At 50.9% G+C, this 19,256-nt stretch carries 21 protein-coding genes and 2 tRNA genes; 3 read left to right on the top strand and 20 right to left on the bottom strand.

Features of this window, described 5'->3' with window-relative positions:
* The 9 genes from CAG64_RS20920 to fkpA all read right to left on the bottom strand — a co-directional run.
* The coding region (locus CAG64_RS20920) for a GTP-binding protein (RefSeq protein ID WP_242446818.1) at positions 1-166 on the bottom strand (166 nt) is incomplete at its 3' end.
* Between the two features lie 142 nt (positions 167-308).
* Positions 309-2,408 (bottom strand): elongation factor G, encoded by a 2,100-nt coding sequence (gene fusA / locus CAG64_RS20915; RefSeq protein ID WP_021707401.1) that lies wholly within the window; start codon positions 2,406-2,408, stop codon positions 309-311.
* A gap of 75 nt (positions 2,409-2,483) precedes the next feature.
* Entirely contained in the window at positions 2,484-2,954 is a 471-nt protein-coding gene (gene rpsG / locus CAG64_RS20910; RefSeq protein ID WP_021707400.1) for a 30S ribosomal protein S7, read from the bottom strand.
* Between the two features lie 118 nt (positions 2,955-3,072).
* Entirely contained in the window at positions 3,073-3,447 is a 375-nt protein-coding gene (gene rpsL, locus CAG64_RS20905; protein ID WP_004399892.1) for a 30S ribosomal protein S12, read from the bottom strand.
* Positions 3,448-3,653: 206 nt separating this feature from the next.
* Positions 3,654-3,929, bottom strand: a complete 276-nt coding sequence (gene tusB, locus CAG64_RS20900) for a sulfurtransferase complex subunit TusB (RefSeq protein WP_161457718.1) — start codon at positions 3,927-3,929, stop codon at positions 3,654-3,656.
* Between the two features lie 9 nt (positions 3,930-3,938).
* A complete protein-coding gene (gene tusC / locus CAG64_RS20895) occupies positions 3,939-4,295 on the bottom strand; it encodes a sulfurtransferase complex subunit TusC (RefSeq protein ID WP_021707398.1) in 357 nt (118 codons plus the stop codon).
* Positions 4,292-4,687, bottom strand: coding sequence for a sulfurtransferase complex subunit TusD (tusD, locus tag CAG64_RS20890; protein ID WP_174377450.1), 396 nt, complete (start codon positions 4,685-4,687; stop codon positions 4,292-4,294). Before tusD ends, tusC begins: the two co-directional genes overlap by 4 nt.
* Positions 4,684-5,406 carry a helix-turn-helix transcriptional regulator gene (locus tag CAG64_RS20885; RefSeq protein ID WP_040903285.1) on the bottom strand — a complete coding sequence of 241 codons (723 nt, stop codon included), beginning with the start codon at positions 5,404-5,406 and terminating at the stop codon, positions 4,684-4,686. The genes tusD and CAG64_RS20885 overlap by 4 nt, the downstream gene beginning before the upstream one ends.
* A gap of 181 nt (positions 5,407-5,587) precedes the next feature.
* Complete coding sequence (gene fkpA / locus CAG64_RS20880) at positions 5,588-6,397, bottom strand: FKBP-type peptidyl-prolyl cis-trans isomerase (RefSeq protein WP_161452395.1); 810 nt, start codon at positions 6,395-6,397, stop codon at positions 5,588-5,590.
* Positions 6,398-6,534: 137 nt separating this feature from the next.
* Here fkpA and CAG64_RS20875 point away from each other — a divergent pair, with 137 nt between their 5' ends.
* Both CAG64_RS20875 and CAG64_RS20870 read left to right on the top strand, forming a co-directional pair.
* Complete coding sequence (locus CAG64_RS20875) at positions 6,535-7,518, top strand: WD40 repeat domain-containing protein (RefSeq protein ID WP_161452404.1); 984 nt, start codon at positions 6,535-6,537, stop codon at positions 7,516-7,518.
* A complete protein-coding gene (locus tag CAG64_RS20870) occupies positions 7,518-7,745 on the top strand; it encodes a SlyX family protein (protein WP_021707393.1) in 228 nt (75 codons plus the stop codon). The genes CAG64_RS20875 and CAG64_RS20870 overlap by 1 nt, the downstream gene beginning before the upstream one ends.
* 8 nt (positions 7,746-7,753) lie before the next feature.
* Here CAG64_RS20870 and CAG64_RS20865 read toward each other — a convergent pair whose 3' ends face one another.
* The 9 genes from CAG64_RS20865 to tsaE form a co-directional block, all read right to left on the bottom strand.
* A complete protein-coding gene (locus tag CAG64_RS20865; RefSeq protein WP_161457717.1) occupies positions 7,754-7,939 on the bottom strand; it encodes a DUF2065 domain-containing protein in 186 nt (61 codons plus the stop codon).
* A 75-nt stretch (positions 7,940-8,014) separates the two neighbouring features.
* Positions 8,015-8,995 (bottom strand): protease modulator HflC, encoded by a 981-nt coding sequence (hflC, locus tag CAG64_RS20860; protein ID WP_021707391.1) that lies wholly within the window; start codon positions 8,993-8,995, stop codon positions 8,015-8,017.
* Between the two features lie 2 nt (positions 8,996-8,997).
* Entirely contained in the window at positions 8,998-10,188 is a 1,191-nt protein-coding gene (gene hflK / locus CAG64_RS20855) for an FtsH protease activity modulator HflK (RefSeq protein WP_021707390.1), read from the bottom strand.
* A gap of 45 nt (positions 10,189-10,233) precedes the next feature.
* Positions 10,234-11,523, bottom strand: a complete 1,290-nt coding sequence (hflX, locus tag CAG64_RS20850) for a ribosome rescue GTPase HflX (protein WP_161457716.1) — start codon at positions 11,521-11,523, stop codon at positions 10,234-10,236.
* Positions 11,524-11,566: 43 nt separating this feature from the next.
* Complete coding sequence (gene hfq, locus CAG64_RS20845) at positions 11,567-11,833, bottom strand: RNA chaperone Hfq (protein WP_021707388.1); 267 nt, start codon at positions 11,831-11,833, stop codon at positions 11,567-11,569.
* A 206-nt stretch (positions 11,834-12,039) separates the two neighbouring features.
* Complete coding sequence (gene miaA / locus CAG64_RS20840) at positions 12,040-12,972, bottom strand: tRNA (adenosine(37)-N6)-dimethylallyltransferase MiaA (protein WP_161453578.1); 933 nt, start codon at positions 12,970-12,972, stop codon at positions 12,040-12,042.
* 11 nt (positions 12,973-12,983) lie between these two features.
* Positions 12,984-14,975 carry a DNA mismatch repair endonuclease MutL gene (gene mutL, locus CAG64_RS20835; protein WP_161457715.1) on the bottom strand — a complete coding sequence of 664 codons (1,992 nt, stop codon included), beginning with the start codon at positions 14,973-14,975 and terminating at the stop codon, positions 12,984-12,986.
* Positions 14,976-14,983: 8 nt separating this feature from the next.
* Complete coding sequence (locus CAG64_RS20830; protein ID WP_161457714.1) at positions 14,984-16,708, bottom strand: N-acetylmuramoyl-L-alanine amidase; 1,725 nt, start codon at positions 16,706-16,708, stop codon at positions 14,984-14,986.
* Positions 16,702-17,166 carry a tRNA (adenosine(37)-N6)-threonylcarbamoyltransferase complex ATPase subunit type 1 TsaE gene (gene tsaE, locus CAG64_RS20825; protein WP_021707384.1) on the bottom strand — a complete coding sequence of 155 codons (465 nt, stop codon included), beginning with the start codon at positions 17,164-17,166 and terminating at the stop codon, positions 16,702-16,704. Before tsaE ends, CAG64_RS20830 begins: the two co-directional genes overlap by 7 nt.
* A gap of 209 nt (positions 17,167-17,375) precedes the next feature.
* On the opposite strand from tsaE, the gene queG reads away from it, so the two are divergent.
* Positions 17,376-18,500 (top strand): tRNA epoxyqueuosine(34) reductase QueG, encoded by a 1,125-nt coding sequence (queG, locus tag CAG64_RS20820; protein ID WP_021707383.1) that lies wholly within the window; start codon positions 17,376-17,378, stop codon positions 18,498-18,500.
* Positions 18,501-19,052: 552 nt separating this feature from the next.
* Here queG and CAG64_RS20815 read toward each other — a convergent pair.
* A tRNA-Gly gene (locus tag CAG64_RS20815) sits at positions 19,053-19,128 on the bottom strand.
* Positions 19,129-19,179: 51 nt separating this feature from the next.
* Positions 19,180-19,255 (bottom strand) — tRNA-Gly (locus CAG64_RS20810).
* Position 19,256 lies beyond the last annotated feature (1 nt).

The following is a 19,256-nucleotide window of genomic DNA, read 5'->3' as shown; positions in this document are numbered from 1 at the left end:
CTTCTGGAGCGTTATCGATAGATGCGAAGTCTTTAGCTACACCGCCGTAAACTTTAGCAAGAGTAGTACAGATAGCTGCAGTTAGAGTTGTTTTACCGTGGTCAACGTGGCCGATAGTACCAACGTTTACGTGCGGTTTCGTACGTTCAAATTTTTCTTTAGACACGATCGTGTTCCTTCCTAGTTATGATTCGCCGCGATCTTTATTGATCACGGCGCGCCAGAAATTGCTATTTTATGCGCCAACGTTCGCCAGCGCAATATTTGGGCGGCCTGATCTCGGAAAAAGTTCAGCCTGTTCCGCCCTATTAGTAACCACGTTCCGCGATAATCGCTTCTGCAAAGTTCTTAGGTACCTCAGCGTACTCGAAGAATTCCATCGAGTAGGACGCACGGCCCTGAGTTGCAGAACGTAGGTCAGTTGCGTAACCGAACATTTCGGAAAGCGGAACCTGAGCACGGATGATCTTCAGGCCAGCAGGGCCTTCATCCATACCTTCGATAATGCCGCGACGACGGTTCAGGTCACCCACCACATCACCCATCCAGTCTTCCGGAGTGGTTACTTCAACTTTCATCATTGGTTCAAGAAGAGCTGGCTGCGCTTGCAGTGCACCTTTCTTGAAGGCCATCGAGCCGGCAATCTTAAACGCCATTTCGCTGGAGTCAACATCGTGGTAAGAACCGTCAAACAGGGTTGCCTTGACATCCAGTACCGGATAGCCCGCCAACACACCGCTGTTCATCTGTTCTTCAACACCTTTCGATACTGAACTGATGTATTCCTTCGGAATCACACCACCCACGATTTGGTCAACAAAGACAAACCCTTCACCAGGTTCAGCCGGTTCCAGTTTCAGCCAAACGTGACCGTATTGACCACGACCGCCAGACTGACGAACAAACTTGCCTTCCACTTCCGTGCTACCACGAATGGTTTCACGGTAAGCAACCTGAGGTTTACCTACGTTACAGTCGACGCTGAATTCGCGCTTCATACGATCCACGATGATGTCGAGGTGAAGCTCACCCATACCAGAAATCAGAGTCTGGCCAGTTTCATCGTCGGTTTCCACGCGGAAAGAAGGATCCTCTGCCGCCAGTTTACCCAGCGCGATACCCATCTTCTCCTGATCAGCTTTAGAGCGAGGCTCTACCGCGATCTGGATTACCGGTTCAGGGAACTCCATGCGTTCCAGCACCACTTTGTGGTTGGTGTCACACAGCGTATCCCCTGTTGTCACGTCTTTCAGGCCAATTGCCGCAGCAATGTCGCCTGCGCGAACTTCTTTGATCTCTTCACGCTTGTTCGAGTGCATCTGTACGATACGACCGAAACGTTCTTTCTTCTGTTTGACTGAGTTGTAAACAGAATCACCGGAGTTGACCACACCGGAGTAAACGCGCATAAAGGTCAGCGTGCCCACGAACGGGTCAGTGGCGATCTTAAAGGCCAATGCAGAGAACGGTTCGTTGTCGTCAGCGTGACGCTCAACTTCGTTCTCATCTTCGTCAATGCCTTTGATAGACGGCACGTCGACTGGCGATGGCAAGAATTCAATCACAGCATCCAGTACGGCCTGTACACCTTTGTTCTTGAACGCACTACCACAAGTGGCCAGCACGATTTCGTTGTTCAGTGTACGGGTACGCAGTGCCTGCTTGATTTCCGCTTCAGACAATTCACCTTCTTCCAGGTACTTGTCCATCAGCTCTTCACTTGCTTCCGCGGCCGCTTCAACCATGTGGTTGCGCCACTCTTCTGCGAGTTCTTGCATATCCGCTGGAATGTCTTCGTACGTGAACGACATGCCTTGATCGGCTTCATTCCAGTTGATTGCTTTCATCTTGATAAGGTCGATGACACCTTTGAACTCGTCTTCCGCACCAATGTTCAATTGGATTGGAACCGGGTTCGCACCAAGACGATGTTTAATTTGGTCCACAACGCGTAGAAAGTCTGCGCCTGCACGGTCCATCTTGTTGACAAACACCATACGAGGAACGTGGTACTTGTCAGCTTGACGCCAAACAGTTTCAGACTGAGGTTCAACACCAGATGAGCCACAGAATACGACCACTGCACCGTCAAGTACACGAAGAGAGCGCTCTACTTCGATCGTAAAGTCAACGTGTCCTGGGGTATCAATGATGTTGATGCGATGATCTTGGAATTGTGCTTCCATACCACGCCAGAAGGTCGTAGTCGCAGCTGAGGTGATAGTGATACCACGCTCCTGCTCCTGCTCCATCCAGTCCATGGTCGCTGCACCATCGTGAACTTCGCCGATTTTGTGAGAAAGGCCAGTGTAGAACAGAATACGCTCAGTTGTGGTTGTTTTACCTGCATCTACGTGAGCACAGATACCGATGTTACGGTAGCGCTCAATAGGAGTTTTACGAGCCACGATTGTATCCTCTTACTAAGGTACACCTTAGAGTAAAGAAATGTGCTGCGAGAGAACCTCGCAGCACAGAAGGTATTACCAGCGGTAATGAGCGAATGCTTTGTTCGCTTCTGCCATACGGTGAACGTCTTCACGTTTCTTAACAGCAGTACCTTTGTTCTCAGACGCATCCAGCATTTCAGCTGCCAGGCGTTGAGCCATAGATTTTTCACCACGCTTACGCGCAGCTTCAACCAACCAACGCATAGCAAGTGCGTTACGGCGAACCGGACGTACTTCTACAGGTACTTGGTAAGTTGAACCACCAACACGGCGAGATTTAACCTCAACCGCTGGGCGAACGTTTTCAAGAGCTTCTTCAAAAATAGCTAAGTGGTCTTTACCAGACTTTTCAGCCATAGCATCTAGTGCAGTGTAAACGATTTTTTCTGCAGTAGATTTCTTACCGTCAACCATTAGGATGTTAACGAATTTTGCCAGCAGTTCAGATTTGAACTTTGGATCTGGAAGGATCTTACGCTGACCAATGACGCGACGACGTGGCATGGATTTATCTCCGTTGTCTTCTTCAGGTTTTATCCAAAACTTTTCAGTTTTTTCAAAAAATTAAAATTGAAAATAAGTGTTTGGCCTTACTTAACGCTTTCTTTATAAAAAAGACGCATTAAGACTTAGGACGCTTCACACCGTACTTAGAACGACCTTGTTTACGGTCATTTACGCCAGCACAGTCAAGTGCGCCGCGAACAGTGTGGTAACGCACACCTGGAAGGTCTTTAACACGACCACCACGGATCAGAACAACACTGTGCTCTTGAAGGTTGTGACCTTCACCGCCGATGTACGATGTTACTTCAAAACCGTTTGTCAGACGTACACGACAAACTTTACGAAGTGCTGAGTTAGGTTTTTTAGGTGTAGTAGTGTAAACACGAGTACATACACCACGTTTTTGTGGGCACGCTTCTAGTGCAGGCACGTTGCTTTTAACAACTTGCTTTGCACGTGGTTTGCGTACCAACTGGTTAATAGTTGCCATTAACTAGCTCCTGATTTACTTGAAAGTAAGCTTTGTGAAAAATCTAATCCCCAAACACCAATGGTAATTAGGGACGCAAAATTCTATGCAGCAGTGGGATGTGTGTCAAGAAATATACAGATCTTTTTTGCGCAAAATTCACCCACTCGGGCCAGGCACGAGCAGCACGCCGCCCTTGCGACGACGTAGGTTCAGGTCGTGCGCAATCAATCCCAGGTCATGGTGTGCGTGTGTGCGGCTGTCAGATCAACAAATCCGCTGTAGTCGACCACCGTCACCGACGGGCTCATGCGGTTGCTAATCGCACGCGCTTGCGCATCGGCGTGCAGTACAAAGACGGTAAACGGCATCAGTAAACTGAAGTCCTGATGCTGGGCATTGGCAGCGTACACGGCGTCTTCGATCAGCAGCAGAGCGTCATCACCAGAGACGTACTGCACCGCTTCACTCAGAGCGCGGCAAGATTTGATCATATGGAGCATACTACCACCTTAAAATGTCAGAATTTTACCAGCCTGAGTGAGACGCTGTGCGATTTGCTCACGCGTCAAACGCTCGGCATGCAGCACCAAATCGGCCTGAGCCAAACCACGTTCGCTCAGCGATGACTGACAAACATACACCTGCTCAATGTCGTACAGATCAAACAGTTTCAACATCGGCGCATAGTTTTTAGCGAGAATGTCATCGGTCTGTTGGCCCTGCAACAGCTGTAATACGCCATCCCCGAGGAAAATCACGCTGATGTTTTCACAATACGCCGATGCGGCCAGCAGTGCATCGATGCCTTCGCGGCCGGCATTACTGCCATGTGGCGCCGTGCGAAATAAATAGGTTAACAAACTCAAAACTGCACCACTCTGTCCTGGGTCAGCAAAGCTTCCGCCAGGCTGCCTAAACCGGCCTGATGAAACCCATCCGCCAGGTTATCGGCGCTTAAACCGTGTTGGGCCGCTTCGTCCTGACCGACAATGCCCCGGCGCAGGGCAGCCGCCACACAGGTTTCCAGACGCACGTTGTGTTGACGGGCCAACGTCTGCCAGGCGTTGCTTAAATCAAACTCATCATTGGCCGGTACACTTAAACGGCTGCCATTGCTCACACCTTCCCGATAAAAAAACACACTGCGAAGGGTATGACCTTTCGCCAACAATGCGCACGCAAACTGATAGGCGCTGCGGGCTGACTGGGTGCCATACAGCGGTCCGTTGACCACCAGGGTATAACTCAGCGCCATCAACTTTCGTCATCCTCAGTTTTGCGCTGGCGGATATACAGATAAACGGTGTGTTTCGAAATATTGAGGCGATCCGCAACACGGTTGATCGCATCCTTAATGTCAAAAATCCCTTTATCGTACAACTCCATCACGATCTGACGATTCTTGGTGTTATTGGACACCGATTTGTCGGCATTGATCTCTTCAATGGTGCGTTCCACCGTCTGATCCACCAGCTCTTCGACATCACTGGCAAAGTTGACCGAAGAGGCGGCCTGCTTGGCCTCTTCGGTGGGCATAAATGACTGTAAGACCTGAGAAAACGGCGCGTCCAGATTCACGTTGATACACAGAAGACCAATCACCCGGTTGTCGCCATTACGAATCGCCACTGTGATCGACTTCATCAACACGCCGCCTTTGGCCCGGGTGAAGTAGGAGCGAGAGAAATTACGTTCTGAGCCTTCGATGTCTTTGAGCATTTTCAGTGCCAGATCAGTGATCGGCGAGCCGACCTGACGACCGGTGTTCTCACCGTTGGCAATCTTAATCGCAGAGGTATTCAGATCCTCCAGAGAGTGGAGCACAATCTCACAGAACGGGCCGATCAGGCTGGCAATACCATCGACCACCGCCTCATACGACTTTAAAATAATTTTGTCATGATCACTGAACGGCATCACATTGACGGATTCCATTTCGAGCAACATCTCGGTATTCAAGCTTTCTGTCGTTGTCACTGTTGTCTGGCCTTAGAGCGAAAAATCAACAAATTGACGTAAGTTTATCAGAAATTTTGAATATCACCTCCCTCTAACTCGCCGACTAGTGATTTAGGACAAATATTTATTCACACTTTCGCCGTGACACGGGCACAAAAAAGGCCTGACATTGTCAGGCCTTAGCGACGTATGCTGCCGATTACTGCGCGGCGCTGTCGGTGGTTTTTTCTGCTGGTTTTTCCACTTTCAGCAGTTCAACTTCAAACACCAACGTTGAATTCGCCGGAATGGTTGGTGTGTCTTGCTCGCCGTAAGCCAGCTCTGGCGGGATAACAAACTCAAATTTCGAGCCGACTGGCATCAGTTGTACACCTTCCGTCCAGCCTGGGATCACGCGGTTCAGCGGGAACGTCGCTGGCTCACCACGATCATAGGAGCTGTCAAACTGAGTGCCGTCGATCAAAGTACCTTTGTAGTGCACTTGAACGGTATCGGTCGCTTTTGGCTTCTCACCCGTGCCAGGCTTCAGCTCTTTGAACATCAGGCCCGATTCAGTGGTTTTGACGCCGTCTTGTTTCGCAAATTCGGCACGGTACTCATCACCGGCTTTTTTGTTGGCTGCTGATTTTTCGTCAGCCTGCTTCTTCATGGTTTCAGCTACGCGCTTATCCAAACCTTCCAGAGCGGTACGTGTGTCCTGTTCATTCATTTGCGGTTTACCGGCAAACACGTCTTCAATACCTTGCAGAACCAGCGCTTTATCCAGTTTAATTCCCAGTTCGCCCGGCTTCTCAATGCTGGTGCTCAGGTAGTTGGCAAACGAAACACCGATGGCATACGCCGCTTTATCATCTTCGGTTTTGAATTCAGTCGCCGTCGTGTCAGCGCTTGCTTGCTCGGTCTGCTCTGCAGCCGGAGCAGTGGTGGCTTTCGGTTCTTCTTCTTTCTGACAGCCAACCGCTAGTGCGACAGTGGCCGCTAGCAATGACACTTTAAAAATAGATTTCATTTATTTCTCCAATTGATTGGCTAAGTGTTTGTCATTGTGCACAAATCTCTGCTTAAGACTGGAGTGCCTGACGTTGTTGTACCAATATAGCCATATGTATACCGATTGTCTTTACACCAAGCGGATAATTAGACTTGATGCGAATAATTTTTCATAGATTCCTGCTGGTTATTGTCATTAGCATGTTAAATGGCTGCTTCTTCTCCAGCAGCGAAGAGCAAAAATGGGAGCTGGAGCCAGATGGCACCACCGCGTTCGCGCTGAGCCGCGATGCCCGGTTTGCACTCATTTATTCCAAGCAGCATCAGTTGGTGCTGTGGGATCTGTACGCCAGTGAGAAACTGGCCGATTTGGGCGCGCAGGATCCACAGGCGAGCACTGTATCGCGCATCCGTATTGCCGATAACGGGCGCTACGCGATCACCGCCAGCCAGATCAATTTCGCGGTGTGGGATCTCGGCTGGTCGCAAGCCAAGGGCTTGTGGTCGATTTCCGACGGCTTAATCCGCGATGTCGATATCTCTAATAATGGCGAGCGCGCACTGTTGGGGTTATCCAACGGCAAAGCCATTTACGTCAACTTAGTCACCGGACGCCGACTGGAGTTCCTGGCGCACAATGAAAAAGTGAACAGCGTCGCGTTGTCGCCCAACGGGCGCTACGCACTGACGGGCGGCAACGACTACATAGCTTACCTGTGGGATACACAAAGTGGCAAAATACTGCGTAAATTTGAACACGAACAACGCATCAGTCGGGTTGCGCTGCAACGCGATGGTCTGCTGGCGTTTACGTCGGATGGGGGCAATCAGGCACTGATTTGGGATTTGCGTACTGGTGAACAGGTCTCCCGACTGCGTTCATTCTCACGCCAGTTGATTTTCTCAACCGCTCGTTTTTCCGATGACGGTCGCCGTCTGCTCACCGGCACGCCTTCCAGTCGGATCATGGTCTGGGATACAGACAGCGGCAAACGACTGGCCGGTTTTGAAGCGGAACCACGTAAAGATACTCGCCCTCCCCGTGCAGTCGTGTATGATGCTGCCTTTGATAATCAACACCGGGTCGTCAGCGGGACATCCGCCGGCATTGCCCAGGCGTGGAAAATGGATGATGAGTGATGACAGAAAATTACGTCCAGCAGCTTGAGCAGCGTATCAACGATATGGAATGCCAATTGGCGTTTCAGGAACAGAGTATTGAAGAATTAAACGCAGCGCTGAGTCAGCAACAATTGCTGATCAGCAAAATGCAGGAACAGATGAAGTTCATGGTCGGCAAACTGAAGACGATGGATACCTCACAACTGGCCGACCCATCGGAAGAGACTCCGCCCCCGCACTATTAAACCATCGCTTACCAAACACAGTAAGCGATCACCGCACCCGCGACGACCAGGCAACCGCCTATCCGGCGTAACTGGTTGTCGGGTTGCTGGCTCAGCTGCGCCACCATATTCCGCCAACCATTTGGTGCCAGTAATGGCCCCACCCCTTCAACGATCAGCACCAGGCCAAATGCCAGCCATAATGATTTCGCCATGTGTTTCTCCATTATCGCGATGACCAAACAACAAAGGCTCCTTTTCAGGAGCCTTTGACATACTATCGGACGCAGTTATTTTTGAACGGCGCCGTTGGAGTCTTTCATGTAACGGAAAAAGTCGCTCTTCGGATCCAACACCAGAATGTCGCTCTTCTCACTGAATGACTTCTCATACGCTTTCAATGAGCGCAGGAAGGCAAAGAACTCCGGATCTTTGCTGTACACGTCAGAGTAGATCTTCGCTGCTTGTGCATCCGCTTCACCGCGGGTCACACGGGCAGTTTTGTCCGCTTCGGCCAGAATGGTCGCCACTTCCAGCTCCGCCTGAGCACGGATCACTTCCGCTTTCTCACGACCTTGTGAGCGGTGCTTACGCGCCACAGATTCACGTTCAGCACGCATACGACGGTAAATCGACTCACTGATCTCATCCGGCAGATTGATTTTCTTCATACGGAAATCTACTACGCGAACGCCAAGGTCTTTCATTGCACTTTCACGGGTGTCATTCAACACTTCATCCATGATTTGATCACGCTGACCATCGATTTCCAACGCTTCTTTGGCCGCTTCGGTGGTCACCACATCCGCGTCCGCACTGTCTGGCAGCACGTCGTTGTTACGTGGGCCCGAGACGATCTGTTTGATCTCACGTGAACCGATTTCAGAACGCAGAACATCGGTCACTTTACGTTCCAGCAAGGCTTCTGCGGTCAGAGTGTTACCGCCACCGGTTGCTAGGTAGTACTGACCGAAATCTTCAATACGCCATTTCACGTAAGAGTCGATGATGACGTCTTTTTTCTCAGAAGTCACGAAACGGTCTGAACGGCCGTCCATGGTCTGAATACGGGCATCCAGTGTTTTAACGCGATCAAACAGAGGCAGTTTGAGATGCAAACCCGGTTCGTAGATGTGAGACATGTTCTGATCGTCTTTCAGCACTCGGCCAAATCGGATCACAATACCACGCTCACCTTCCGGAATCACAAACAGCGACATCAGCATCAGTGCCAACACGAACACCAATAGAGGGATCATTAACTTACGCATTCTTAGTATCTCCCTTGACGTGAACCGGTTGAACGAGATGAGGAGTCAGACTGAGACGCGTCACTGCGCTCAGATTCAAGCTCGATTTTGTCATAGCTGGACGATGCCTTACTGCTGCGTTTGGTGGAGCCCTGACTGTCTTGTCCGGTCAGTTTATCGATCGGCAGGTACAGCAGGTTACCGCTGGAGTTAGAGTCGATCAGCACTTTTGACGAACGAGAGTACACTTCCTGCATGGTATCCAGATAGAGACGCTCACGAGTCACTTGCGGTGCTGCCTGATACTCTGGCAGTAGCTTATCAAACTGGGCCACCTGACCTTCCGCCTCATTGATGATGCGTTCGCGGTAACCCTGCGCTTCTTTCTTCAGACGTTCAGCACGACCGGTCGCTTTGGGCAGGATCTCGTTTTTGTACGCTTCCGCTTCACGGATGAAACGTTCTTCATCCTCACGCGCGGCAATCGCATCATCAAACGCATCTTTGACTTGCTCTGGTGGACGCGCGGACTGGAAGTTGACGTCAACAATCGTCAGACCCATGTCGTAGCTGTCGATGATGTCGTTCAGCGTTTCCTGAGTGCTTTGACGAATTTGCTGACGGCCACTGGTCAGAATGCTGTCCATCAAAGAGTCACCAATCACAGCACGCAGTGCCGAATCTGTCGCCTGACGCAAGCTGTCGTCTGCGTTGGTTACCCGGTACAAGTATTTGTACGGATCCGCGACACGGTACTGAACATCCATCGATACCGTGACCACGTTCTCATCTTTGGTCAGCATCAAACCGGATGCGCGTAGCGAGCGAATCGCCTGTACATTAACCGGGGTCACTTCATCGATAAACTGTGGGCGCCAGTTCAGGCCCGGATCGACGATACGATCGTATTTACCCAGACGCAGTACGACACCACGTTCAGCTTCACCTATGGTGTAGAAGCCGGAGAATACCCAGATTGCCACGGCAATTGCTGCGATGACGCCGAAACCCAGCGCACCGCCACCACCGAAGGACGGGCCTTTGCCTCCGCCTTTCTTACCAAACTTTCCACCCAGCTTTTGACTCAGCTTGTTGAAGACTTCATCTAAGTCTGGCGGTCCTTGATCACGACCACCACGATTATTGTTATTACCCCATGGGTCTTTATCGCGGCCTTTATCGCCGTTGTTATTACCAGGCTCATTCCACGCCATTAGAAAGCTCCATCATTAGATATGACGTTATACTGTAGCAGTCCTTTAAGTAACTATAAAGTCACGTAAAACTGCCCCTTCTCTTTTTTCAAGTCTAGACCAATCTACCTGTTGCATTCGGATATCGATCAACAGATTACCGTCCGGATCGTATTCTTCGTTCTGAATACAGTTCATCTGGAAGAACGTACTGCGCAACCGGCCCTGATATTGTGGCGGGATTTGCAGACGGTACTGCACCATCTGACTGGCCAGACGTTCGGTCAGTGCATCAAACAGCAGCTCAATACCACGGCCTTCCATCGCCGATACCCAAACGGTACGCGGGACGCCTTCCTCATCCCTTTCTATACGTGGCTGTTGATCGTCCAGATTATCGATTTTGTTCATTACCACGAGTGCGGGCACTTCGTGGGCATCGATCTCTTCAAGCACTTCATGAACAGCTTGAATATTCTCACGAAAACGGTCGTCACTCGCATCGACAACATGTAACAAAATGTCAGCTTCCTGCGTTTCTTGTAACGTCGCTTTAAAAGCCGCGACCAGATCGTGTGGCAGGTGACGAATAAATCCAACGGTATCGGCCAGGATCGCGGTACCGACATCATCCAGTTCAATCTTGCGCAATGTCGGATCCAGTGTGGCAAACAACTGGTCAGCGGCGTACACCCCCGCTTCCGTGATTCGGTTAAATAGGGTCGACTTCCCCGCGTTGGTGTAACCCACCAGCGAGAGCGTCGGAATTTCAGCTCGGTGTCTTGCTCGGCGCCCTTGCTCACGTTGCTTGGCCACTTTTTCCAAGCGTCGCAAAATCGCTTTAATGCGTTCACGCAACAGACGACGGTCTGTTTCTAACTGCGTTTCACCAGGACCACGTAAACCTATCCCCCCTTTTTGTCTTTCAAGGTGGGTCCAACCACGGATCAGACGGGTGGAAATATGACGTAACTGTGCCAGTTCGACTTGCAGCTTACCTTCATGGGTACGTGCGCGTTGAGCGAAGATGTCGAGGATCAGACCGGTGCGATCAAGCACGCGGCACTTACACAGTTGTTCCAGGTTACGTTCTTGGGCAGGAGAGAGGGCGTGATTGAATATCACGATATCTGCACCAGCTAACTGCACCGCTTGTGCAATTTCCTGGGCTTTACCCTCTCCAACGTAGTATTTAGGATGAGGTGCCTGACGACTACCGGTGATCACCTGTAGTGTCGAGACACCCGCGGAAGAGACCAGCATTTCAAATTCGCTCAGGTCTTCCCACTCTCCTTCTTGCGTGAAGTTGATATGAACAAGTACGGCTCGCTCACCGGCTTCATAACGGTCAAACAAGCAATCAACTCCTTAAGTTTTTACAGATCAAACGACTCAGAGGTTACTCTTCAGACGTTTTATCTTGTTGACGATCAGATGGTGCACGATCACCACTGTGGTGGCTCACTGGGCGAGCCGGAACAACGGTTGAGATCGCGTGCTTGTAAACCATCTGATTGACGGTGTTTTTCAGTAGAATAACGAACTGGTCGAACGATTCGATTTGACCTTGCAGCTTAATACCATTAACCAGGTAAATTGATACAGGGATACGTTCACGACGTAGTGCGTTTAAGAATGGGTCTTGTAGAGATTGCCCCTTAGCCATTATATTTTTCCTTATTTTGAATATAGTTGTAATTATTTAGCTATTGGTGCACTGGCAATACTGGTGCGGCCTTCGCATCTGAGCTAAACGAACATAAAAAACACCCCGTGCGTTACTTGTTATGATGCCAAACCTTTCAAAATTCAAGTAACAGATCCTTTACAGGGTACAATCACGCAAAAGCGATCACATTATACACAGCGTTTTCAATCAGATGCTATTGCATTTGAGAGGGTTTCCAACGCGTGATCAAGGTTCTCGCTATCCAACCAAGTTAAGTTATCCCAGCTGCGCAACCAGGTAACCTGTCGCTTGGCCAATTGGCGGGTTGCACAGATACCACGAAAGATCGCGTCATCCAGCGTGCAGTGCCCATCCAAATAGTCCCACATTTGTCGGTAACCGACACAACGAATCGACGGCAGATCCGGGTGAAGATCCGGCCGGGCATATAATGCCCGAACTTCATCTTCGAAGCCCGCTTCGATCATTTTGTCAAAACGCAGTTCAATCCGACGGTGGAGCTCAGCCCTTTCCTTGGGAGCTATCGCAAATTGTTTGACCCGGTACGGCAGGCTCTCGCCTTTGGTCTGGGTCAACTCAGTAAGAGTTTTACCTGAAATTCGGTAAACTTCCAATGCCCGGGACAATCTTTGTGGATCATTCGGGTGGATTCGTTGTGCCGAGACAGGATCAATCTCTGTGAGCTGATCGTGCAGCACCTGCCAGCCCTGAGTCAATGCTTCGTGTTCAATTTGCTGGCGAATTTCAGGGTTTGCAGCAGGAAGGGGTGATAGACCTTCAAGTAACGCTTTGTAATACAGCATGGTGCCGCCGACCAGCAATGGGATCTTGCCCTGCGCCACGATCGCCTCCATCTCGCGCAGCGCATCACGCCGAAAGTCTGCCGCCGAGTAAGATTCACTGGGATCGAGGATGTCAATCAGGCGATGCGGTGCCAGTGCCCGTTCTCTTTCATCGGGTTTGGCGGTGCCAATGTCCATCTGCTGGTAGATCAGAGCAGAATCCACGCTGATGATCTCAACCGGATATTGCTGACGCAACCGGATCGCCAGCTCTGTCTTGCCTGATGCCGTTGGCCCCATCAAAAACAGGGCCAGAGGTAATTGTTTGTTCATGATCTCTTTAATTATTTTGCTAACAGCGCCGCGATCGTCACGGAAAAATCGACCGGACGGACAAATCGAGTATCGTCCAAAGGTAACTGGCCTTGCCAGAGTTGTTCCAACTCCGCCACGATTTGGATCGCTTCCGACAGAGTGTAGTCGCTTTTTACCTGCGTGATCTGATCGGCCAACCAGCAGGCCACTCGGTCAAAGCAAACATCGGGAGTGTCACCCTGTTCGACTAACTGAGCGGCGTAAGATACCAGATCTGGGATTAAGTGTTGTAAGTTTTGTTGTCGCAGCGGTTGAGGCACGCCCATCACCAGCACACTTTCTTTGTTACGTGCTTTAAACTCAATCCCAAATTGTTGATACAAACGATTCGCCTGCTCGATATGCTGCAACGTCGCTGACGACAGCTTGAGAGACAACGGCACCAACAGCGGTTGCGCTTTGAGTGCTTGTGCCCGCACCTCCAACTGCCCACGATTTCTCAGCCACTCCGCCCGGGCCAGTGCCACTAAGACACACTGGTGTTTGTTGCCCATCACTAAGTACTGCTGCTCCACCACCGTAATCGCCTTACCCAGCGACTCGACGCGAGCCTGAGCCTGATACTCGGCTGTCGCACTGTCATGGACTTGCGCAGCCGGGATGTCTGGCGTGGTCAATAACTCGCGATACGCTTGCAACTCCTGATGGCTGGGAGCACTCTCGACGCTTCGCTCACGGGACTTATTCGTCGACGCCGGTTTGGGGGAGTCAACCCAGTCACGAGAGCTAGTCGCCTGATTCGATACCCGCTCCGACGACTCAACACGACGTTCATAGCCCGCTCTTCCCGGATACGCCGGTGTGTTATCGATGGCCTGATACACCTGCTGTGGCACCGTCCGGGCAGTATCGCTCACCTCAGGCTCCGGAGTTGGCGTCGACGTCACGCTCTCTTCGTTGACGGCCTGTTGAGGCTCTGCCACATGATACGCGGATTCACTCACCGAAGGCGCGGCAATGTGCTGGCTCTGAACTAAGGCGTCAGTTAGCGCCTGATAAATAAAGTCATGCACCAGGCGAGCCTGATGAAAGCGAACTTCGTGCTTGGCCGGATGCACGTTCACATCGACCTGATGCGGATCCAACTCAATGAATAGCACATAGGCCGCAAACTGATCCGGACGCAGACTATTTTCATAACTCTGCCGGATAGCATGATTGATCAACTTATCACGCATCATCCGGCCATTAACGTAGCAGAACTGCAAATCGCTTTGCTGGCGCGCGCCTTCCGGTGTGGTGATCCAGCCACACAGTTTCAGCCCCTGATGCGCCAGCTCAATCTTGAGCATATGACGTACAAACGGGTTGCCGCAAACTGCCGCGATGCGTTTTTCCGTCTGCGCCTCGGTTTTGGCCGCCCGATACTGGCGCATCAGTTTGCCGTTGTGACGCAGATTGATTGACACATCAAAGCGACTGAGCGCAATTCGTTTGAGCAACTCATCAATATGACTGAATTCGGTTTTTTCGGTACGAAGAAATTTACGCCGGGCAGGCGTATTGAAGAACAGATCCAGCACCTCCACCGTGGTACCGATGGGGTGCGCTGCCGGCGTCAGCTTCACCGCCATATCACGGCCTTCGCTATACGCAGACCACGCCTCTTCTTGCGTCGCCGGGCGCGACGTCAGCGTAAGACGCGACACGGAACTGATACTGGCCAGCGCCTCACCACGAAAACCGAGGCTCATGATCGCTTCCAGATCATCCAGTGTATGGATTTTGGAAGTGGCATGGCGACTGAGCGCCAGCCCGAGCTCATCTTTGACGATCCCTTTGCCGTTGTCCCGGATACGGATCAGCTTGGCCCCCCCTTTATCGATATCAATATCAATGCGGGTAGCCCCCGAGTCGAGGCTGTTTTCGACCAGTTCTTTAACCACTGAGGCGGGGCGTTCTACCACCTCGCCTGCGGCTATCTGGTTGGCCAATCGTGCTGGCAGGATCTTGATCGTCATAGCGTACGTTACTTATTTGGAATGATCAGCACCTGACCCACGGTCAGGGTATCGGATCGCAACTTGTTTGCTTTGCGAATGCTATCGACCGACACATTGTACTGCGAAGCAATCTTGCCGAGGTAATCACCGCGCTGCACTTTATGTTTGCGCAGTGGTACGTCTTTCAGACTGACGGTGATCTTAAGTTTCTGCCCTAACTTCAAGGTATCAGAGCGCAAGTTATTTTCCCGTTTGATCGCCGCCACACTGACTTTGTATTTCGCCGCCACTTTGCCCAGGTAGTCACCTTTCTCGACCACGTGTGTGATCGTCTGGGTTTCCACCGGGTTCTTCACTTCCGGTACTGGTATGGCGGCGGTGGTACCCGGTATAGTCAGTACCTGACCCACATTAAGGCTGCTGCTCTTCAGCTTGTTAGTGCTCATCAACGCGCTGGTTGAGGTGCCGTATTTCTGAGCGATCACAGACAGCGACTCACCACGCTGAACCTTGTGTTTTTTCACCTTTCCCCGGTTGGCAAGCAAAGTGCCTTCCGGCGGGTTGTCTTCGAAGTACTGCACGATCGCTTTGGTCAGTGCGTGCGCCAGTTTGTCCTGGTGGCTGCGCTGGAACAGCAGGCGCTCTTCAGTCGGATTGGAAATAAAACCGGTTTCCACCAATACCGACGGAATGTCCGGCGATTTCAGCACCGCCAGGCTGGCATTGACGGGCTCGCGCTTATGCAAATGTGCCACCTTGCCCATTTCACGCAGAATATTGGTGGCCACTTTGTAGCCTTCTTTTTGCGAATGGCTGAACTGCAAATCCAACAGCGTCTGACTGACATTGCGGTCACTGTTGTTTTTTGCCAGCACTTCACCGGCCCCACCCAGCAGTTGCGATTGCTGCTCATGGTTTTCCACCCAACGGGCGATCTCGGTATTGGCGCGACGGGTATTCAGCACAAACACCGATGCCCCCCGCGGTTTAGGCGAGTGGAACGCATCCGCATGGATCGAAACCAGCAGGTGCGCTTTATTGCGCCGGGCAATTTCAGAGCGCTTGTTGAGGTTAACGAAATAGTCCCCTTTCCGGGTCAGTACCGCACGCATTCCCGGAACTTTGTCGATCTGGTCAGCCAGCTTTTTAGCCACCGCCAAGGTGACACTTTTCTCATACTTGCGCGTTGGGCCAATCGAGCCTGGGTCTTCACCACCGTGACCGGCATCAATAGCGACAACGATGTCTGCCGTACCGAGAAATTGGGACGCATCACGGCTGACCTTAGACGCGCTGCCCGGTGACGCAGAACTGGCCGCAGCACTCTCACTGCTGTTCCCGTGCGACAGATCGATCACCAGACGGTGACCATACTGGCCACCCGGTGTCGGCGCCAGTTTAAACAGCTGAGCGTTGGCTTTCTTCTTCAGCTCAAATACCAAGCGGTAGGTATTTTTCTCCGGCGGAGAGCTCTTACGCACTTTTTTCAAAACCGGGCTGTCAGACACTGTCACTGGCAGTTGCGTCGCAAGCGAGGCATCTTTCAGATCCACCACCAAACGGTCGGGGCTGCTGAGCGAGAAATAGCTGTAATCCGGCTCACTCTTCATATCGATAACGACCCGCGTTTCGTCCGGCGATGGCCAGACCCGCAGGCCTTGAATGGCATTTGCCCAGCTCAGGCCGGGCAAAAACGTCAGTAATAGGGCAACAATGGAGAAAAAGGCCCTGAACGGCTTAATGATCAACATAACTCCAATTGGTCAAGCAGCGAATTTCCATAGTCATTATTGGCCGTGATCAGTACGATACGTTGATCACCGTCATAACGCAGTTCAATATCCAGATCCGATTCCGGGAGCAGGCCCTGGCCTTTTTCCGGCCATTCCACTAAGCAGATGGCGTCTGGGGTGAAATAGTCACGAATCCCCATAAATTCCAGTTCTTCCGGATCGGCCAGACGGTACAAGTCAAAGTGGTACACTTGCCACTCTGCCAATTGATACGGTTCAACCAGGGTGTAAGTCGGGCTCTTTACATTCCCGTTATGACCCAAAGCACGAATAAAGCCACGGCTGAACGTGGTCTTACCCGCCCCCAGATCACCGTGAAGATAAATGGTGGTCTGCCGAGAACACAGACTGGCCAGCGCTGTCCCCATCTGAATCGTGGCTTGTTCATCTTTGAGGGCAAATTGTTTCGTGCTCATGAAATACTTTCTCTAAAGGGTCAGAATTGACTATATAAAAATCAAAAGAACCAGAATAGTAAACTGGGTGGGAATTGAGAGACAAGCTCTGTTATGTAAGTTAAAAGAAAATATTCATAAATTCAGCGCGTTTTTCGCCCAACTCTCGGCTAGATCCAATTTCTAAGATCCGGTAAGATCCCGCCCCCTTCAGCATAAGTGACGCCAATATGGATTTTCAACACCTCGCGGACAAGATAAAAATCTGGGGCCAGGAGCTCGGTTTCCAGAAAGTCGGCATCTGCGACGTCGACTTGAAACAACACGAAGCGACACTGCAACAATGGCTGGACAACGGCTACCACGGCGAAATGGACTGGATGGCGCGTCACGGTATGATGCGCGCCAGGCCTGATGAACTGTTGCCCGGAACCATACGTGTCATCAGTGTGCGAATGAACTATCTGCCGCCCGAAGCCGAATTTGCTTCGAACCTGTCCGATCCCACCCAAGCCTACATCAGCCGCTACTCACTCGGACGTGACTACCATAAACTGGTGCGCAATCAACTGAAAAAACTCGGTCAGCGTATTGAGCAGGAAGTCGGGCAATTTGGCTATCGTCCGTTTGTGGATTCCGCACCGATTCTCGAGCGTCCTCTGGCCCAAAAAGCGGGTCTGGGCTGGACAGGTAAACACTCACTGATTCTGGACAAAGACGCCGGCTCCTGGTTTTTCCTCGGTGAATTACTCATCGACCTGCCGTTGCCGACCGATCAACCCAGCACGGATCAGTGTGGTAAATGCACCGCCTGTATCACGTCCTGCCCGACCAATGCCATCGTCGCCGAGGGAGTGGTAGACGCCAGACGTTGTATCTCTTACCTGACCATTGAATACGCAGGTGTCATTCCGCTTGAGTTTCGTAAAGCAATGGGTAACCGCATCTACGGTTGTGATGATTGCCAGTTGGTTTGCCCCTGGAACCGCTTCTCCTCACTGACTGAACAAAGTGATTTCCACCGCCGTCCGGTATTTAAAAACGCCGATCTGGTCAACCTGTTTCAATGGGATGAGGCAACGTTTATGAAAAACATGGAAGGTTCACCCATTCGTCGCATTGGCCATATACAGTGGCTACGTAATCTGGCAATCGCGCTGGGTAATGCCCCTTACTCTCAACGTATTCTGGAAGCACTGGAAGCACGTCGTGACGAGCATGTGCTACTGACCCCTCACATTGAGTGGGCATTGAATGAACAGCTGGCTCAGCTGCCGGCCTCGCTGTCTGACGTTAACCGAAAAACCCAACGTCTGATCAGAATCGTCCAGAAGGGTATGCCAAGAGATGCATAAAACCACCGCTTCTGCCATGTACAGAATTTGAGCTAGCTCTAAATTTTGACAGTGTGGAAAAACTACAGAATGTCAGCAGCCGTACGCTAAAAAAAGAAAGTTAGCCACATTCCGATGAAATGACAAAGATCAAGGAAAAATCACTTAAAGATCGAATTTAATGACTATTGACATTCGCCATTAACACACAAAAACCATTGAAAACAACAAGTTAAACCAAGCCCATTTATTCATCTCATCCAGAACAGAGTTCAAGGATCCTTGTAAATCCAGCTTGTCAATAGGAAAAAATCGATTTACCCACCAAGTTATCCACATAGAACACACTGTGGATAAGTCTGTTGATTGAAATATGACAAGTACTCGGAAACGCACTCCCTATAAGGGAATGGTCGCATAGTAAGAATGCGTTACTGAGATTTTGAGACAAAAAAACATCCACCGAATAGGTGGATTGTCTCTCGCTGTTTTGGGCTTATGCTTCGCAGCATTAAGTAAAGAGCGGTGGTCTTAAATGACCGATTCAGATCTTATGCTGATCTGAAGAAGATTTGGAGCGACACACGAGGTTCGAACTCGTGACCTCAACCTTGGCAAGGTTGCGCTCTACCAACTGAGCTAGTGTCGCGTTGTATCACCGTTAAGCACGATGAGGGTCTCACTTTCCACTTAAAGAAAGTGGAGCGACACACGAGGTTCGAACTCGTGACCTCAACCTTGGCAAGGTTGCGCTCTACCAACTGAGCTAGTGTCGCA

The sequence above is a fragment of the Vibrio sp. V38_P2S17PM301 genome, from assembly GCF_009904845.1.
Lineage (GTDB): Bacteria > Pseudomonadota > Gammaproteobacteria > Enterobacterales > Vibrionaceae > Vibrio > Vibrio proteolyticus.
This window is presented reverse-complemented; position numbering and strand designations above follow the sequence as displayed.

Excerpts from the sequence above, each read along its gene's own strand:
- tsaE (WP_021707384.1), bottom strand. The coding sequence starts at position 17,166 with ATGAGCACGAAACAATTTGCCCTCAAAGATGAACAAGCCACGATTCAG.
- hflC (WP_021707391.1), bottom strand. The coding sequence starts at position 8,995 with ATGCGTAAGTTAATGATCCCTCTATTGGTGTTCGTGTTGGCACTGATG.
- CAG64_RS20870 (WP_021707393.1), top strand. The coding sequence starts at position 7,518 with ATGACAGAAAATTACGTCCAGCAGCTTGAGCAGCGTATCAACGATATG.
- tusB (WP_161457718.1), bottom strand. The coding sequence starts at position 3,929 with ATGCTCCATATGATCAAATCTTGCCGCGCTCTGAGTGAAGCGGTGCAG.
- miaA (WP_161453578.1), bottom strand. The coding sequence starts at position 12,972 with ATGAACAAACAATTACCTCTGGCCCTGTTTTTGATGGGGCCAACGGCA.
- queG (WP_021707383.1), top strand. The coding sequence starts at position 17,376 with ATGGATTTTCAACACCTCGCGGACAAGATAAAAATCTGGGGCCAGGAG.
- fkpA (WP_161452395.1), bottom strand. The coding sequence starts at position 6,397 with ATGAAATCTATTTTTAAAGTGTCATTGCTAGCGGCCACTGTCGCACTA.
- rpsG (WP_021707400.1), bottom strand. The coding sequence starts at position 2,954 with ATGCCACGTCGTCGCGTCATTGGTCAGCGTAAGATCCTTCCAGATCCA.
- CAG64_RS20830 (WP_161457714.1), bottom strand. The coding sequence starts at position 16,708 with ATGTTGATCATTAAGCCGTTCAGGGCCTTTTTCTCCATTGTTGCCCTA.
- hflK (WP_021707390.1), bottom strand. The coding sequence starts at position 10,188 with ATGGCGTGGAATGAGCCTGGTAATAACAACGGCGATAAAGGCCGCGAT.
- hfq (WP_021707388.1), bottom strand. The coding sequence starts at position 11,833 with ATGGCTAAGGGGCAATCTCTACAAGACCCATTCTTAAACGCACTACGT.
- mutL (WP_161457715.1), bottom strand. The coding sequence starts at position 14,975 with ATGACGATCAAGATCCTGCCAGCACGATTGGCCAACCAGATAGCCGCA.
- CAG64_RS20875 (WP_161452404.1), top strand. The coding sequence starts at position 6,535 with ATGCGAATAATTTTTCATAGATTCCTGCTGGTTATTGTCATTAGCATG.
- rpsL (WP_004399892.1), bottom strand. The coding sequence starts at position 3,447 with ATGGCAACTATTAACCAGTTGGTACGCAAACCACGTGCAAAGCAAGTT.
- CAG64_RS20865 (WP_161457717.1), bottom strand. The coding sequence starts at position 7,939 with ATGGCGAAATCATTATGGCTGGCATTTGGCCTGGTGCTGATCGTTGAA.